We start from the raw sequence: 15,667 nt of genomic DNA, 5'->3' as shown, positions 1-15,667 counted from the left end.
GCTGCCAGGTGGGGCAGGGGGCTCAGCCGTTGTCGCGCGTCGCACCGGGTGAATCGGCACCCGTGCCGTGGGTTTCGGCGAGCGCGCGCAGCGCCTTGGCGTCGCGGATGGCCCGCGCCTTGCCGATGCCGGGCTGGATGCCGAGCACGGGCAGGCTGGTGCCGTCGCTGAGGTCGAGGAAGACCCAGGGGTCGCCGGGGCGCAGGTTCACCCGGAGGATCTCCGCCCAGGCGAGGCGGCGCCTCGCGGTGAGGTTGACGACGGTGACGCCCGTGTCGTCGGCGACGACCTTGGGCCGGCTGAGCAGCACGAGGACCCCGGCGAAGAGTGCCGCCATCAGGATGAAGCTGCCCCGCTCGCCCCCGCTCAGGGTCTCCAGGAGCAGCGACATCACCGTCATGGCGACGAACATGGCGGCCGCGCTGGTCAGCAGGACGGCCCGGGTGCGGGTCGGCCTGAAGGTGACCGGCAGGGCAGGAGTGTGGGGCGCGGGGGCGGACACGGTGTCGTTCGCTTTCGTCGCTGTCTTCTTCGGCGCTGTCTTCGGCCGGCCGGTCAGAGGCGGCAGGCGTGGATGGCCGTGGTGAGGATCGCGCGGGCGCCCAGCTCGTACAGGTCGTCCATGACCCGCTGGGAGTCCTTGGCGGGGACCATCGAACGGACGGCGACCCAGCCCTCGTTGTGCAGCGGGGAGATCGTCGGCGACTCCAGGCCCGGCGTGAGCGCCACGGCCCGCTCCAGGTGCTCGGCGCGGCAGTCGTAGTCCATCATCACGTAGCTGCGGGCGACCAGGACGCCCTGGAGGCGGCGCAGGAACTGCTGCACCTTGGGGTCGTCCGCGTCGGCGCCGGTGCGGCGGATGACGACCGCCTCCGACTTCATGATCGGCTCGCCGATGACTTCGAGGCCCGCGTTGCGCAGCGAGGTGCCGGTCTCGACGACGTCCGCGATGACCTGGGCGACGCCCAGTTCGATGGCGGTCTCGACGGCGCCGTCCAGGTGCACGACGGAGGCGTCGACGCCGTTGTCCGCGAGGTGCTTGGCGACGATGCCCTCGTAGGAGGTGGCGATCGTCATGCCGCCGAAGTCGGCGATGCCGTTCGCGGTGCCGGGCTTGGTGGCATAGCGGAAGGTGGAGCGGGCGAAGCCGAGCGGCAGGATCGTCTCGGCGTTGGCGCCGGAGTCGACCAGGAGGTCCTGGCCGGTGATGCCGATGTCGAGCTTGCCCGCGGACACGTAGATCGCGATGTCCTTGGGGCGCAGGTAGAAGAACTCGACCTCGTTGACGGGGTCGACGAGGACGAGCTCCTTCGACTCCTTGCGCATCTGGTAGCCGGCCTCATGGAGCATCGCCGACGCAGGTCCGGACAGTGAACCCTTGTTGGGAACGGCGATGCGCAGCATGAGGTCAGCTTCCTTCTTGTGCGGGGTGGTGTGGAATGCGGGCGGGCTCAGAGGTGGGCGTAGACGTCGTCGAGGGAGATCCCGCGCGCGACCATCATCACCTGGACGTGGTACAGCAGCTGCGAGATCTCCTCGGCGGCGGCTTCCTTGCCCTCGTACTCGGCGGCCATCCAGACTTCGGCGGCCTCCTCGACGACCTTCTTGCCGATGGCATGCACGCCCTGGTCCACCAGCTCGGCGGTGCGGGAGGTGGAGGGGTCGCCGTTGGCGGCCTTGAGCTGGAGCTCGGTGAAGAGCTCTTCGAAACTCTTGGAGGGTTTGTTCGCCATGATGCTTCTTAGAGTAGAGGGTGGGCCCGGTCGCTCAGCGCCAGGGTTCGCTGACCGTGCGCAGCGTGGCGGCGGTGGCCACGGCGGCGGTGACCGCTTCATGACCCTTGTCCTCGTTCGACCCTTCGAGGCCGGCCCGGTCCAGGGCCTGCTCCTCGGTGTCACAGGTCAGCACGCCGAACCCGATGGGTACGCCGGTGTCGACACTGACCTGGGTGAGGCCGTTGGTGACACCCTGGCACACGTACTCGAAGTGCGGGGTACCGCCCCTGATGACGACGCCGAGTGCGACGACGGCATCGTAGCCGCGACCTGCCAGGACCTTCGCCACGACGGGCAGTTCGAAGCTGCCGGGGACGCGCAGCAGCGTCGGCTCGTCGATGCCGAGTTCGTGCAGGGCGCGCAGGGCGCCGTCGACGAGTCCGTCCATCACCTTCTCGTGCCACTGTGCCGCGACCACGGCGACACGGAGGTCCCCGCAGTTGCGTACGGACAGTTCGGGTGCGCCCTTGCCACTCACGTGCTCTCCTCAGGTGTTTCCGGTGTGCTTACTGGTTGCCGCAGGCGGACATCGGCGTCGATGCCGCGTCCAGCCACGGAAGGTCGTGCCCCATGCGGTCCCGCTTGGTGCGCAGGTAGCTCAGGTTGTGCTCGCCCGCCTGGACGGGCATGGGCTCGCGCCCCGACACCGTCAGGCCGTGCCGTACCAGCGCGGTGATCTTGTCGGGGTTGTTGGTCATCAGCCGCAGGCTGCGCACGCCGAGATCGACGAGGATCTGGGCGCCGGCCGCGTAGTCGCGGGCGTCGGCGGGCAGGCCGAGCTCCAGGTTGGCGTCGAGCGTGTCGCGGCCGCGCTCCTGGAGTTCGTACGCGCGCAGCTTGGAAAGGAGGCCGATGCCGCGGCCCTCGTGGCCGCGCAGGTAGACCACGACGCCGCGGCCGGCCTCGGTGATGCGTTCCATGGAGGCCTGGAGCTGGGGGCCGCAGTCGCAGCGCAGCGAGGAGAAGATGTCGCCGGTCAGGCACTCGGAGTGGACCCGGACCAGGACGTCCTCGCCGTCGCCGATGTCGCCGTGGACCAGGGCGACGTGCTCGACGCCGTCGACGGTGGAGCGGTAGCCGTACGCGGTGAACTCGCCTGCGGCGGTGGGGAGTTGGACCTCGGCCTCGCGGCGCACGGTCGGCTCGGCGGAGCGCCGGTAGGCGATCAGGTCCTCGATGGAGATGATCGTCAGGCCGTGCTTGCGGGCGAACGGGACGAGCTCAGGGAGGCGCAGCATGACGCCGTCCTCGCCCGCGATCTCGACGATGGCGCCGGCCGGGGCGAGCCCGGCGAGCCGGGCGAGGTCGACCGCGGCCTCGGTGTGGCCGTTGCGCACGAGCACGCCGCCGGGCTTGGCGCGCAGCGGGAAGATGTGGCCGGGGCGGACGAAGTCGCCGGAGGCGGAGCGGCCGTCGGCGAGCAGGCGCAGCGTGGTGGCGCGGTCGGCGGCGGAGATGCCGGTGCTCACGCCGTGCTCGGCGCTCGCGTCGACGGAGACGGTGAAGGCGGTCTTCATCGACTCGGTGTTGTGGTCGACCATCTGCGGCAGGTCGAGCCGGTCGAGGTCCTCGCCCTCCATGGGCGCGCAGATCAGGCCGCGGCACTCGCTCATCATGAACGCGACGATCTCGGGCGTGGCCTTCTCGGCGGCGACGACGAGGTCGCCCTCGTTCTCGCGGTCCTCGTCGTCGACGACGACCACGGGCCGGCCGGCCGCGATGTCGCGGATGGCCTGCTCGACGGGGTCGAGGGAGAGGTCCTCGCGGTTGTCGGTGGAGTACCAGGTGGGTGCGTGCGTGGTCATGCCGTCGCTCCTTCCAGGACGGGCTTGACGCTCGTGCGCGAGCGCAGCCACCAGTCGCGCATGCCCCACAGGACGAGCGCGCCGTATATGACGTAGACGAAGCCGGAGAAGGCGTATCCGTTGGCGAAGTTGAGCGGGACGCCGACGACGTCGACGAGCAGCCAGGCGAACCAGAACTCGACCATGCCGCGGGCCTGGGCGAACATCGCGACGATGGTGCCGACGAAGACGTAGGCGTCGGGCCACGGGTCCCACGAGAGGGCCGGGTAGGCGGTGAACAGGGCCGCGACGGCGACCGTGCCGAGGGCGGCGCCGCCGAGCAGGAAGGCCCGCTCGCGCCAGGTGGCGAACCGTACGGCGATGGAGCCGTCCTGCGCCTGCTGCCGGCCCCGGCTCCAGGCGAGCCAGCCGCCCGCGGCCACGACCATCACGACGACCTGCTTGCCCGCGCTGCCGGAGAGGTGCCCGGCGGCGAAGGCCACGAACAGGATGAGGCCCGACACGAACTGGGCGGGCCAGGTCCATATGGACCGGCGCCAGCCGAGCGCGAGGGCTATCAGACCGATCGTGTTGCCGATCATGTCCGACCACTTGATGTGCTGCCCGAGGACCGTGAAGGCCTCGCCGTTCAGCCAGTTCACCGCGCTCACTTCTCGTTCCCCCCGTGGCTCGCGTCGAGCAGCCGCTCGACGTACTTGGCGATGACGTCGACCTCCAGGTTGACCGGGTCGCCGGGCTGCTTGATGCCGAGCGTGGTCAGCGCGAGGGTGGTCGGGATGAGACTGATGGTGAAGTAGTCGGCGGCGGCCTCGACGACCGTGAGGCTGACGCCGTCCACGGTGATGGAGCCCTTCTCCACGACGTACTTGGAGAGGTCACCGGGAAGGGCGATCTTGACGATCTCCCAGTTCTCCGAGGGGGTGCGGGAGAGCACCGTGCCGGTGCCGTCGACGTGGCCCTGGACGATGTGCCCGCCGAGGCGGCCGCCGACGGCCATGGGCCGCTCCAGGTTGACCCGGGAGCCGACGTCCAGGGCGCCGAGGCTGGAGCGCTTCAGCGTCTCGTCCATCACGTCGGCGGTGAACTCGCCGTCGCCGAACTCCACGACGGTCAGACACACGCCGTTGACGGCGATCGAGTCGCCGTGTGCGGCGCCCTCGGTGACGACGGGGCCGCGCAGGCGGAAGCGGGAGGCGTCACCGAGGTTCTCGATGGCGGTGACTTCGCCCAGCTCTTCGACGATTCCGGTGAACACGTTCAGCGCTCCTTGGCGAGAGGGGTGGCGGTGATGCGCAGATCGGGGCCGATGCGCACGGTCTCGGTGATGTCGAGCCGCAACGCCTCGGTGATGGTGGAGATTCCCGCGCCGGCGAGCGCGGTGGGCCCGGCGCCGAGCAGGACGGGTGCGAGGTAGCCGACGACCTTGTCAACCGCGCCCGCGGCGACGAAGGCCCCGGCCAGCGTCGGGCCGCCTTCGAGGAGTACGGAGCGCACGCCGCGCGCGTGGAGGGCGGCGAGCAGTGCCGGGATGTCAAGACCGTTGGCGGCGCGCGGCATACGCAGCACCACCGCTTGGGGCAGATGGGCCGCGTCGGCGTCCTCGGCGACCGCGATCAGGGTGGGCGCGGCGTCGTCGAGGATGCGGGCGCCGGGCTTGACGGCGGTGGCGTTGGTGTCGACTGCCACACGCAGGGGCTGAGTTGAGCCATCGATGCCGCGGACCGCGAGGTGCGGGTCGTCGGTGCGGGCGGTGCCGGAGCCCACGACCACGGCGTCGCACTCGGCGCGCAGCCGGTGGACGTCGGCGCGGGCCTCGGCGGAGGTGATCCAGCGGCTGGTGCCGTCCTCGGCGGCGGTCCGGCCGTCGAGGGTCGCCGCGTACTTCCAGGTGACGTGCGGGCGGCCGAGCCGTACGGAGGTGAGCCAGGCGGTGTTGACGGCCTCGGCCTCGGCCGCGAGGAGGCCCTGCTCGGCCCGGACGCCGGCCGCGCGCAGGGTGTCGGCGCCGCCGGTGGCCCGGGGGTTTGGATCGCCGACCGCATAGAAGACGCGGGTGACGCCGGCCGCGATGAGCGCCTGGGCGCAGGGGCCGGTGCGGCCGGTGTGGTTGCAGGGTTCGAGGCTGACGTACGCGGTGCCGCCACGGGCGCGCTCGCCCGCGGCTTCGAGGGCGTGGACCTCGGCGTGCGGGCCGCCGGCCCGCTGGTGGAAGCCCTCGCCGACGACCGTGCCGCGGGCGTCGGTGATGACGCACCCGACGACCGGGTTGGGGCTGGTGGAGCCGAGTCCGCGCGCGGCGAGCTCAATGGCTCGGCGCATGGCGTCTGCGTCGGCTGCGGTGGCCACCGGGTCCTCCTGCCTCTTCGGGCACGGACTCCGGGGCCTGTCGATGACGACAGAGAGCGGGAAAACAGACCATCGCGCACAGCTCACGCCACGGCCGAAAGAGACCGGTGCCTTGGACGGCGACCGGTAACAGACGGCCGGCGCGACCGTGGAACGGTCCGCCCGCCGCGCACTGCCTCCCATCCGGACTTTCACCGTCGGTCCAGGAATTTCACCTGGTCAACCGGCCGCTGGATGCGGACGGGTCGCGGACTATTACCGCCGGTTCGGAATTACACCGACCCCGGAGTGCGCTGCTGCTGGTACAGGGCCAGTGTGCCACGCCCGATCGGAGGCCATGCGAGTCGATGGGTGTGGGCTGGCTCACAGGATGGCCGGATTCGAGCGGCACTCCAGCGGGGATCCCCTGGCACCCCAGGGGCCGGGCCTTCCTTTTGGTCCATACCCATTGACCGAACTGGTCTAGTCCTCTTAATCTCTGCGTCACCTCCGAGGAGAGGCCCGCCGGTGTGCGCACCGGGACGGTTCCCGCTCAACGAGCTCAGCGAGCCCAAGTGGTGGACGGCGGGCGAGGAACCGGGTACTACCGGTGACTGGGGAGTCCGGCAGCACCTCGACGGCCGCCGGTCCACTCCCCGCCCCATACGCCCGGCGGCGGTCTCCCGGCCCTTGGCCGCCGTCGGGCTCCGAAACCTGAGACGCCGTCACGCTTTCGGTGCGAAGAGGTCGTCCTGGGCCGCGTCCCGCGCGGTCAGCAGGGCGCCGCTCAGAACCGCGCCGTCGCCCAGTTCGCTCGGCCTCACCTCGGTGGCGAGGGGAGTCAGGGCGGCCAGGGCGCGCTGTACGCGACCCGCGAGCAACCGGCCGCCCGCGTGGCCCAGTTCGCCGCCGAGCACGATCAGGCCGGGGTCGAGGACCGCGACCACGCCCGCCGCTCCGATCGCGAGCCGTTCGGCCAGCGCGTCGAGGAAGGGCCCGTCGGCATCCCGTACGGCCTCTTCCGCACTGCCGGCCCTGCCGTGCGCGGCGGCGAGGCGGGACACCGCGCCCGCGTGCACCAGCGCGTGGAAGCCGCCGTCGCAACCGGTCGCGGACGGCAGGCCGCCGGTGCCGGGCACCGGCATGAACCCGATCTCGCCCGCGCCGCCCGAGGCGCCCCTGCGCAGCTTCCCGTCCAGGACGACGGCCGCGCCGATGCCCTGCCCGAGCCACAGCAGCACGAAGGTGTCCTGGCCGCGGGCCGCGCCGAGCCGCTGCTCGGCCACGGCGGCCAGGTTGGTCTCGTTCTCGACCAGCACGGCGGCGGGCAGCCGCCGAGCCAGGACGCGCACGAGTTCGCGGTGCCAGGCGGGCAGCCCGCTGGTGTCGCGCAGTTCGCCGCTCGCCGGGTCGACGAGGCCGGGCGCGCCGATCCCGACGCTGTGCAGCCGCTCGGCGCCCGCCTCCTTGGCGGTGCGTTCAAGAAGCGCCACGACCTGCTCGACGGCGGGCCCCGTCCCGGCTTCCGGTTCGATCGGCAGGGTCGCCTCGGCCAGCGTCGCCCCCAGCAGATCGGCGACGACGAGGGACACGCTGCGGGTGCGGACGTCCAGGGCCGCCAGATGGGCCCGGTCGGCGACGATCGCGTACAGGCGCGCGTTGGGGCCGCGCCGCTCGGCGCCCGACTCCCCCACCACGTGGACCAGGCCGGAGCCCTGGAGGCGCTCGACGAGGTCGGCGACGGTGGGCCGGGAGAGTCCGGTGAGGTTCTTGAGCTGGCCTGCCGTCAACGGGCCCTCGTCCTGCAGGAGGCGCAGGGCGAGCCGGTCGTTGATGGCCCGGGCGGTGCTCGGGGATGCGGGCATGCCGGGAATCCTTCCAGATCACCGAAGGCGGGTCGCGACCGCTTCTATTTATCAGGCAGGGTTCCTGATAGTTTACGCCGCGGCGGCGGGGAGGCCGCCCACGAGGGAAGGGAATCCGCTCGATGGCAGCCGAACTGGCTCTGAATTCACGGCAGTTGAGGCGGGCGCGGCTCGCGATCGCCGCGGTGTTCTGTGTGCACGGCGCGGTGACCGGCAACTTCGCCACCCGGGTCCCCTGGATCCAGGAGCACGCCGGGGTGTCCGCCGGACAGCTCGGCCTCGCCCTCGCCTTCCCGGCGATCGGCTCGTCCCTGCTGATGCCGCTGTCCGGCGCCGTCACCCACCGGTTCGGAGCGCGGAATGCGCTGCGCGGGCTGCTCGCGCTGTGGACGCTGGCCCTCGCGCTGCCCGCGCTCGCACCGAACGTCTACACGCTGTGCGCGGCCCTCTTCGCATACGGAGCGAGCGCGGGCATGGCGGACGTGGCGATGAACGCGCTCGGCGTGGAGACCGAGAACCGGCTCGGCCGCTCGATCATGTCCTCGCTGCACGGCATGTGGAGCGTGGGCGCGCTGATCGGCTCGGCGGCCGGGACGCTCGCCGCGCACCTCGGGGCCGACGCGCGGCTGCACCACACGGTGGCCGCCGCCGTGCTGACCCTGCTCGGCCTGGCCGCCTGCCAGGGCGTGCTCGATCTGCGCAGCGCCCCCGACGAGGCGCCCCCGCCGCGGTTCGCACTGCCGCCCAAATCGGCGCTCGTCATCGGCATGGTGGGGTTCTGCGCGGTGTTCGCCGAGGGCGCGAGCCTCGACTGGTCGGCGGTCTATCTGCGTGACGTACTGGACGCTTCGGCGGGCACGGCCGCCGCCTGCACCACCGCGTTCACGCTGACCATGGCGGCGGCCCGGCTCGCGGGCGACAAGGGCGTGGACCGCTTCGGCGCCGTGCGTACGGTGCGCGGCGGAGGCGTCCTGGCCACGCTGGGCGGTCTGCTCGTGGTGGTGGCACCGGGCCCGGCGGTGGCGATGGCCGGGTTCGGCCTGATGGGCCTGGGCGTGGCGGTCGTCGTGCCGCTCGCGTTCGCGGCGGCGGGGCGCAGCGGCCCCAACCCGAGCCAGGCCATCGCGGGGGTCGCGACCATCACGTACACCTCGGGCCTGGTGGCCCCGTCCGCGATCGGCGGGATCGCCGATCTGACCTCGCTGGTGGTGTCGTTCGGCCTGGTGACCGTGCTCGGGCTCGGCCTGGTGGCGGGGGCGCGGGTCCTGCGGGCGGGCGCCCGGCCCCGTGAGGTGGTGGACGCGGCGCCGGTCCGTCAGGTCTGAACCGGCGCCGCGCAGCCGCCCGGGTCAGCCGGCGATGGAGTCGAGCTGTTCGGCGGCGGGACGCAGGGCCCACAGGTCGCCGCCGGGCGGCGCCTGGAGCTGCGGCACGGCCGCCCGCGCGTCCTCGTCCCCGGCGTCGGCCGCGGCATGGACGACGTCGCTCGCCGCGTACCGGTAGAACTCCAGCTCCGGATGCGGCCAGGCGGCGGCTCCGGTGGCCGCGGGCAACAGATAGCGCACGGCCTTGAACAGGCCCTGCCCCTGGGGTCCTTGATACGCCCACAGGTCGACGCCGACCTGCTTGCCGAGCGCGGCGAGCCGGGTGTAGGCGACGAGGTCGAAGGTCGAGTAGTGCCAGCTCCGGGTCCTGGCCAGCTCCTGCGGCTGGCTGCCGTCGGCCGCGATCTGAGGGTCGATCCGCCGCTTCTCGGCGCCGAGGACGGTCCGTCGGGCCAGGTCCTTGTTTCCGGTGGCGAAGGCGAGGGCGGCGATCTGGAGGTCCTGGAAGGTGCCGTGGTTGTTCTGGGCCGCCGACTCCTCCTTGCCGAACGCCGAATTCACCTCCCAGTTCAGGAACTTCTTGTTCCAGTCGAGCATTGAGGCGTGATCGCTCGCCGTCCAGCCGGGCGCCCCGGTCTCCAGGATCGCGACCGCGTCCAGGACGCTGGAGTACTGCTGCGAGAAGTCGATGATGCCGATGGCCCGGCCGTCGTACTTGCAGGGGATGAACTGCCCGTGGTTCAGATTCGGATTCATCCGCGTCGCCGGGGCGAGGAACCAGGTGCGCAGGATGTCCGAGGCGTGCTCGGCGTACTGCTTCTCGCCGGTGTAGTACCAGGCCAGGCTGAGGCTGGTGACCGAGTTGAAGACCTTGCCGAGGTCGGGCCGGTCGGTGCCGGAGTCGACCTCGGGATTGCGCTGGCCGTCCTTCTGGACGTAGGGGCAGCCCCACGGGTTGTCGGCGGTCTTCGGCTGGGAGGGCCACCAGTAGGGGGCCTGGCTGAGGTAGTCGTGCGGATCGCCGCCCGGGGCCGGCTTCGGCTTGTCGACGACCGTCCAGGGGCCCTGGGTGAGCCAGCCGTCGGCGGTTGACGTCAACTTCCTTACGGCATCACGCAGTTGGGCGTCCCCTTGGCCGAGCCGCCGCTTGGCGTCCTGGAGGCGCTTGCCGTCCAGGACCACGGTGTGGGGCGCCTTGGCGGCGGCCGGAGCGGCGTACGAGGTGGCGGGTATCAGTGCGGAGGCGACCGCCACCGCGAGGGACAGCAAGGCGACGAGCCCACGGCGGGGTCTTCCGCTCATCGGGCACTCCCATCGAGTCGGATGTCGATTCGGGCCTGCGAGGTGCAGTCACCCAGTCATGTACGTGAATGTGATTCATGAACGAGACCGTGTGAGCGTAGGGCCCGCCGTTCCGGCTGACAATGCCCCGGGCGCGGATTCACGGATGGGACCTTCGGCCCGGCCGCTCTGGTGAGTGGCGCCCGTGATCCGGCATTAATATTTGGCCTGATCTTTTCGAGACTTTTCGCATCACCGACCCCAACAGACGAACTGGAGCGACCCATGCGCCTCGGCGTGCGCTGGACCCTGCACGGCGACGGGCGGACCCCCGCTCCAGGAGCCGTCGTACGCCCCGACGAACGGCTCTCCTGGCCGCGCACGATCGGCCTCGGCGCGCAGCACGTGGTCGCCATGTTCGGCGCCTCGTTCGTCGCGCCCGTACTGATGGGCCTCGACCCCAATCTCGCGATCATGATGTCCGGCATCGCGACGGTCATCTTCCTGCTCGCCACCAAGGGCCGGGTGCCCAGCTACCTCGGCTGCTCGCTCTCCTTCGTCGGTGTCGCCGCGGCGATCCGGGCCACCGGAGGCACCAGCGCCACCGTCACCGGCGCGGTCTTCGTCGTGGGCGTGGTGCTGTTCTTCGCGGGCCTCGCGGTGCAGCGGTTCGGCGCGCGGATCATCCACGCCGCGATGCCGCCCATCGTCACGGGCGCCGTCGTCATGCTGATCGGCTTCAACCTGGCGCCGGTCACCGCGTCCACGTACTGGCCCCAGGACCAGTGGACGGCGCTCATGGTGATGCTGTTCACCGGTCTGGCCGTGGTCTGCCTGCGCGGTTTCTGGTCCCGGATCGCGATCTTCCTCGGCCTGATCTTCGGGTACGGCATCTCCTGGCTGCTCGACCGCGTCTTCGGGAAGATCCACTCGGTGCACGGCGGCGCGGAGGCCGTGGACCACTGGCGCCTGGACCTCTCGGGCGTGGGCAAGGCCGACTGGATCGGGCTGCCGGCCTTCCACGCGCCGAGCTTCGAATGGTCGGCGATCCTCGTCGCCCTGCCCGTAGTCATCGCTCTGATCGCCGAGAACGCGGGCCACGTCAAGGCCGTCGGCGAGATGACCGGCGTCGACCTCGACGACAAGCTGGGCACCGCGATCGCCGCCGACGGCGCCGCCTCCATGCTGTCGACCGCGGTGGGCGGCCCGCCCAACACCACGTACTCCGAGAACATCGGCGTCATGGCCGCGACCCGCGTCTACTCGACCGCCGCCTACTGGGCCGCCGCCGGATTCGCGCTGCTCTTCGGCGTGTGCCCCAAGTTCGGCGCGGTCGTCGCGGCGATCCCGGGCGGCGTGCTCGGCGGCATCACCGTCATCCTGTACGGCATGATCGGCCTGCTCGGCGCGCAGATCTGGATCAACGCGAAGGTCGATCTGCGCAACCCGCTGAACCTGGTGCCGGCCGCCGCGGGCATCATCATCGGCATCGGCGATGTCAGCCTGAAGTTCACCGACAACTTCCAGCTCAGCGGCATCGCACTCGGCACGATCGTGGTCATCACCGGCTACCACGTGCTGCGCGCGCTCGCCCCGGCCCACCTCAAGCAGCAGGAGCCGCTGCTGGATTCGGGCACGTCGTCGTACGAGAACGACCAGGCGTAGCTCCCGCGCCGTAGCGGCAGCGGGCTCCCGGGCCGCGGTTCATCCGTTCCGGTCAAGCCCCCTTACGGCGGTGCTCGGGGCGGCGGCGGGCTGGGACGCTGCCCCCATGACGCAGACCGGATGGACGCCAACGGGATCGCCGCGGACCGGACACCTCGCGCACACCCACCGGTTCGCCGCGCCGCTGGACCCCGTGGTCCGGCGGATGCGCGCGCTGCGGGCCGATCTGCCGGCCCGGGACGGCATCGCGGTCTTCAACCGCGTCTACCTGACGGTGACCGAGGAGATCTCCCGGCTCATCGCGCACGACGGCTTCGCCGACCCGCGGGCCGCGGCCACCCTCGACGTGCTCTTCGCCGAGCGCTATCTCGCGGCCGTGGAGGCGGCTTCGGCGGGCCGGCGTCCACCGGGCTGCTGGCGTCCGCTGTTCCAGTACCGGCGCCATCCGGGCGTGCGGCCGCTGCAGTTCGCGCTGGCCGGGATCAACGCGCACATCGGGCACGATCTGACGCTCGCCGTGGTGGACAGCTGCCGGAGCCTCGGCTGTGAACCCGCCCTCCTGGAGCGGGACTTCGACCGGGTCGGCGACACGCTGGCGCTCCTGGAGGAGCGGATCCGCGAGGAACTCATGCCGGGGCCCGACCTCTTCGAGGTGGCCGATCCGATGACCCACCTCCTTGCGTCCTGGAGCCTGGACCGGGCGCGGGACGCCTCCTGGTCCGCGGCGAAAGTCCTGTGGCAGTTGCGGGAACTTCCGGGCCTGGCCCAGGAGTTCACTGATCGGTTGGATGCGGGCGTGGGTCTGGTGACCCGATGTCTGCTGACACCGCTTTCGGTTCCCGACTGAGGAGCGCTCCATGGCAATCCGGCTCGGACTCGGCCTTCCGCAGATGAGGCAGTACGACCTCGGCCACGATGTGCCCGCGGTGGCGCGCGCGGCCGAGGAGATCGGTTTCGAGAGCCTGTGGGTCTTCGAGCGGGTGCTGTTCCCCGAGCCCGCCACCCAGGGTCTGTACGGGGTCGAGGGCCTGCCCTGGCCCGACATCTACCGCTCGGTCGCCGACCCGCTGATCACCCTCACGCTGGCGGCCGCCGCGACCGAGCGGGCCCGGCTCGGCACCAGCGTCCTGGTCGCTCCGCTGCACATACCCTTCCAACTGGCGCGCTCGCTGGCCTCGTTGGACGCGGCGAGCGGCGGCCGGGTCGTCGCCGGGCTCGGCACAGGCTGGTCGCACGACGAGTACGCGGCGGCGGGCGTGGCGCCCTTCGAGCAGCGCGGCAAGGTCCTCGACGAGCTGCTCGACGTGTGCGCGGCGGTGTGGGGCCCCGATCCGGTCTCCTACCAGGGCGGGCTGACGACGATCGCCCCCTCCGTCGTCGGCCCCAAGCCGGCCCGCCCGATCCCGGTCTACCTCCCTGCGATGAGCCCGAGGTCGGCGCGCCGCCTGGTGGACCGCGCGGACGGCTGGCTGCCCGCGACCCAGGGCGTCGCCCAGCTCACCGAGGAGTGGACGAGGCTGAAGGACCTGGCCGAGGAGCGCGGCAGGACCCGCCCCATCGAGGTGTGCGTCCGCGTCAACACCCGCCACACGGCGAAGCCGTACGAAGGCGCGGACAGGCCCCCGTTCACGGGCAGCGCGCCGCAGATAGTGGAGGACCTGGCCGCACACGCCATCGAGGGCGTGGGCGAGTTCCTCCTGGACCTGCAGGGCTCGGCGCGGGATGCGGAGGAGCTGAAGGACGTGGCGGCGGAGGTGTACGAGCTGGCTCGGGCGGCGGGGTTGTAACCACTGAGGGGGTTGCTGAGGGGGTTGCGGCCCAACCCCCTCAGCCCAAGGGCGTGCTCAGTCCTCGGGAAGCTCGACCGGGGCGATCGAGTCGTACAGGTCACCCGGCCCCGGGTTGGTCGAGTCGGTCGTGCCGCCGAAGTGGTGCATCACGCCCCACACCGCGTTGAGCGCGGTCTGCACCGCGCCCTCGGCCCACCCGGCCGTCCAGGAGATGTCGTCGCCCGCGAGGAAGATGCCCCGCTTGTCCTCGGGCAGCGAGTCCTGCATGAAGTGGGTGAAGAGCCGGCGCTGGTAGCGGTAGTGCCCGGGCAGGTTGGCCTTGAACGCGCCCATGAAGTACGGCTCGTTCTCCCAGGAGACCGTCACCGGGTTGCCGATGATGTGGCCCCGGATGTCGACCTTCGGGTAGATCTCGCCGAGCGACTTGAGCATGACCTCCATGCGCTCGCTCGCCGACAGCGGCAACCACTTCAGGCTGTCGTCGCACCAGGTGTAGGAGAGGCAGATGACGGCGGGCTTGTCCGGCCCGTCGTCCAGGAGGTAGGTGCCGCGCGTCATGCGGTCGGTGAGCGTCATCGACATGACGTCCCGGCCCGTCTCTTCGTCCTTGTCGAGCCAGAACGGCCGGTCGACCGGCACGAACAGCTTGGAGGACTCCATGTAGTGGGTGCGCTCCATCGCCGTCCAGTGGTCGATCGGGAAGAGCGAGTCGTCACAGGCGATCTTGGAGAGCAGCATCCAGGACTGGGCGGTGAAGATCGCCGCCCGGTAGGTGCGGATGTCGCCGTCCGCGTCCGTCACCGTGATGCGGTTGCCCGCGGTGCGGTGCAGGCGGGTCACCGCCGGCTTGGGCGTCCCCTCGTGCAGCGAGGAGAGCGAGGTGCCGGGCGCCCAGTGCACGAGCTTCTCCGGCTCGCGCTCCCACAGGCGCAGCGGCAGCTGCTGGGAGCCGCCGACGATGCCGCGGTGGTGGTCGTCGGCCTCGGTGTAGACGACGCGCAGGATCTCCAGGATGGAGTTCGGGAAGTCGGTGTCCCAGCCGCCGGTGCCGAAGCCGACCTGGCCGAAGATCTCGCGGTGCCGGAAGGACTTGAAGGCCTCCGACTCGCAGAGGAAGCCGTAGAAGGTCTGGTTGTCGAGCTTGTCGACGAGCTTCGCCCAGATCTCGCGGATGCGCGGGATGTCGCGCTCGCGGATCGCCTGGTTCATGTCGGTGAAGTCGGCGCCCTCTTCGAGGCAGGCGTTCCACGCGTCCATGACCTCGCGGTACACGGGCGGCAGCTCGTCGACGGACGTCGCGTAGTGGGACTCGCCCTTGAGGTCGACGACCGTCGAGGGGGTGTCCGGCGCGAGCGGGTTCGGGAACGGCTTGGTCTCCAGGCCCACCAGGTCGATGTAGTGCTGGAGCGCGGTGGAGCACGGGGGGAACCGCATGGCGCCCATCTCGGCGGTGAGCTCGGGGTCGCAGCCCGGGAAGCCGACGGTGCGCAGCCGGCCGCCGATCTGGTCGGCCTCGTACACGACGGGCTTGAGGCCCATCTTCATCAGCTCGTACGCGGCGACGATGCCGGAGAGGCCGCCGCCGATGACCGCGACCTCCGCGCCGTGCTCGGTCGCGGGTATCTGGCCGAGCCCGGCCGGGTGCGCGAGGAAGTCGTCGTACGCGTAGGGGAAGTCCGGCCCGAACATCGTGACGGGCGGCTGCTCGTCGATGTGCTGGACGGCGGTGGGCACCGTGGACGTCATGGGGTACGGACTCCTTGCACAGTACGGAAGTTGAGGGGCTCGGGGCCTCGGGACCCAGGGCTCGGGGGATCGGAGCTCGGGGCTCAGGAC

15 protein-coding genes and 1 riboswitch are annotated in these 15,667 nt (G+C 71.3%); of the genes, 4 read left to right on the top strand and 11 right to left on the bottom strand.

The window, feature by feature from the left end; all coding sequences use genetic code 11:
• Positions 1-22: 22 nt before the first annotated feature.
• The 9 genes from OHA17_RS32750 to OHA17_RS32710 all read right to left on the bottom strand — a co-directional run bounded on the left by OHA17_RS32750 (position 23) and on the right by OHA17_RS32710 (position 7,770).
• Positions 23-502: a PH domain-containing protein gene (locus tag OHA17_RS32750; protein WP_053724470.1), complete on the bottom strand. Its 480-nt coding sequence runs from the start codon at positions 500-502 to the stop codon at positions 23-25.
• Positions 503-555: 53 nt separating this feature from the next.
• Positions 556-1,404: an ATP phosphoribosyltransferase gene (gene hisG / locus OHA17_RS32745; RefSeq protein ID WP_398881325.1), complete on the bottom strand. Its 849-nt coding sequence runs from the start codon at positions 1,402-1,404 to the stop codon at positions 556-558.
• A 47-nt stretch (positions 1,405-1,451) separates the two neighbouring features.
• Positions 1,452-1,733 carry a phosphoribosyl-ATP diphosphatase gene (locus OHA17_RS32740; RefSeq protein ID WP_053724472.1) on the bottom strand — a complete coding sequence of 94 codons (282 nt, stop codon included), beginning with the start codon at positions 1,731-1,733 and terminating at the stop codon, positions 1,452-1,454.
• 34 nt (positions 1,734-1,767) lie between these two features.
• Positions 1,768-2,253 (bottom strand): 6,7-dimethyl-8-ribityllumazine synthase, encoded by a 486-nt coding sequence (gene ribH, locus OHA17_RS32735; RefSeq protein ID WP_053724473.1) that lies wholly within the window; start codon positions 2,251-2,253, stop codon positions 1,768-1,770.
• Between the two features lie 28 nt (positions 2,254-2,281).
• The gene (locus tag OHA17_RS32730) at positions 2,282-3,580 is read right to left on the bottom strand and encodes a bifunctional 3,4-dihydroxy-2-butanone-4-phosphate synthase/GTP cyclohydrolase II (RefSeq protein WP_406509487.1); all 1,299 of its coding nucleotides are present in this window, start codon (positions 3,578-3,580) and stop codon (positions 2,282-2,284) included.
• Positions 3,577-4,221, bottom strand: a complete 645-nt coding sequence (gene pnuC, locus OHA17_RS32725) for a nicotinamide riboside transporter PnuC (RefSeq protein ID WP_406510872.1) — start codon at positions 4,219-4,221, stop codon at positions 3,577-3,579. Before pnuC ends, OHA17_RS32730 begins: the two co-directional genes overlap by 4 nt.
• A 5-nt stretch (positions 4,222-4,226) precedes the next feature.
• Positions 4,227-4,835, bottom strand: coding sequence for a riboflavin synthase (locus OHA17_RS32720; RefSeq protein ID WP_398881321.1), 609 nt, complete (start codon positions 4,833-4,835; stop codon positions 4,227-4,229).
• 2 nt (positions 4,836-4,837) lie between these two features.
• Positions 4,838-5,926 carry a bifunctional diaminohydroxyphosphoribosylaminopyrimidine deaminase/5-amino-6-(5-phosphoribosylamino)uracil reductase RibD gene (gene ribD, locus OHA17_RS32715; protein WP_406509486.1) on the bottom strand — a complete coding sequence of 363 codons (1,089 nt, stop codon included), beginning with the start codon at positions 5,924-5,926 and terminating at the stop codon, positions 4,838-4,840.
• Positions 5,927-6,091: 165 nt separating this feature from the next.
• Positions 6,092-6,222, bottom strand: a riboswitch (FMN riboswitch).
• Positions 6,223-6,630: 408 nt separating this feature from the next.
• Positions 6,631-7,770, bottom strand: coding sequence for an ROK family transcriptional regulator (locus OHA17_RS32710; protein WP_406509485.1), 1,140 nt, complete (start codon positions 7,768-7,770; stop codon positions 6,631-6,633).
• Positions 7,771-7,892: 122 nt separating this feature from the next.
• Between OHA17_RS32710 and OHA17_RS32705 the strand changes: the two genes are divergently transcribed.
• Entirely contained in the window at positions 7,893-9,095 is a 1,203-nt protein-coding gene (locus OHA17_RS32705; RefSeq protein ID WP_406509484.1) for an MFS transporter, read from the top strand.
• Between the two features lie 24 nt (positions 9,096-9,119).
• Here the strand turns inward: OHA17_RS32705 and OHA17_RS32700 are convergent, their stop codons facing one another.
• Positions 9,120-10,397 (bottom strand): alginate lyase family protein, encoded by a 1,278-nt coding sequence (locus OHA17_RS32700; protein ID WP_406509483.1) that lies wholly within the window; start codon positions 10,395-10,397, stop codon positions 9,120-9,122.
• Between the two features lie 264 nt (positions 10,398-10,661).
• Here OHA17_RS32700 and OHA17_RS32695 point away from each other — a divergent pair, with 264 nt between their 5' ends.
• The 3 genes from OHA17_RS32695 to OHA17_RS32685 all read left to right on the top strand — a co-directional run bounded on the left by OHA17_RS32695 (position 10,662) and on the right by OHA17_RS32685 (position 13,828).
• The gene (locus OHA17_RS32695) at positions 10,662-12,041 is read left to right on the top strand and encodes a uracil-xanthine permease family protein (protein WP_406509482.1); all 1,380 of its coding nucleotides are present in this window, start codon (positions 10,662-10,664) and stop codon (positions 12,039-12,041) included.
• A gap of 106 nt (positions 12,042-12,147) precedes the next feature.
• A complete protein-coding gene (locus tag OHA17_RS32690; RefSeq protein WP_406509481.1) occupies positions 12,148-12,888 on the top strand; it encodes a DUF5995 family protein in 741 nt (246 codons plus the stop codon).
• A 10-nt stretch (positions 12,889-12,898) separates the two neighbouring features.
• Positions 12,899-13,828, top strand: a complete 930-nt coding sequence (locus OHA17_RS32685; RefSeq protein ID WP_406509480.1) for an LLM class F420-dependent oxidoreductase — start codon at positions 12,899-12,901, stop codon at positions 13,826-13,828.
• A gap of 57 nt (positions 13,829-13,885) precedes the next feature.
• Here the strand turns inward: OHA17_RS32685 and OHA17_RS32680 are convergent, their stop codons facing one another.
• Positions 13,886-15,577 carry a flavin monoamine oxidase family protein gene (locus OHA17_RS32680; protein WP_398881307.1) on the bottom strand — a complete coding sequence of 564 codons (1,692 nt, stop codon included), beginning with the start codon at positions 15,575-15,577 and terminating at the stop codon, positions 13,886-13,888.
• Positions 15,578-15,667 lie beyond the last annotated feature (90 nt).

Origin of the sequence: Streptomyces sp. NBC_00212 (assembly GCF_045206365.1) — a bacterium.
Classification (GTDB): Bacteria; Actinomycetota; Actinomycetes; order Streptomycetales; family Streptomycetaceae; genus Streptomyces.
This window is presented reverse-complemented; position numbering and strand designations above follow the sequence as displayed.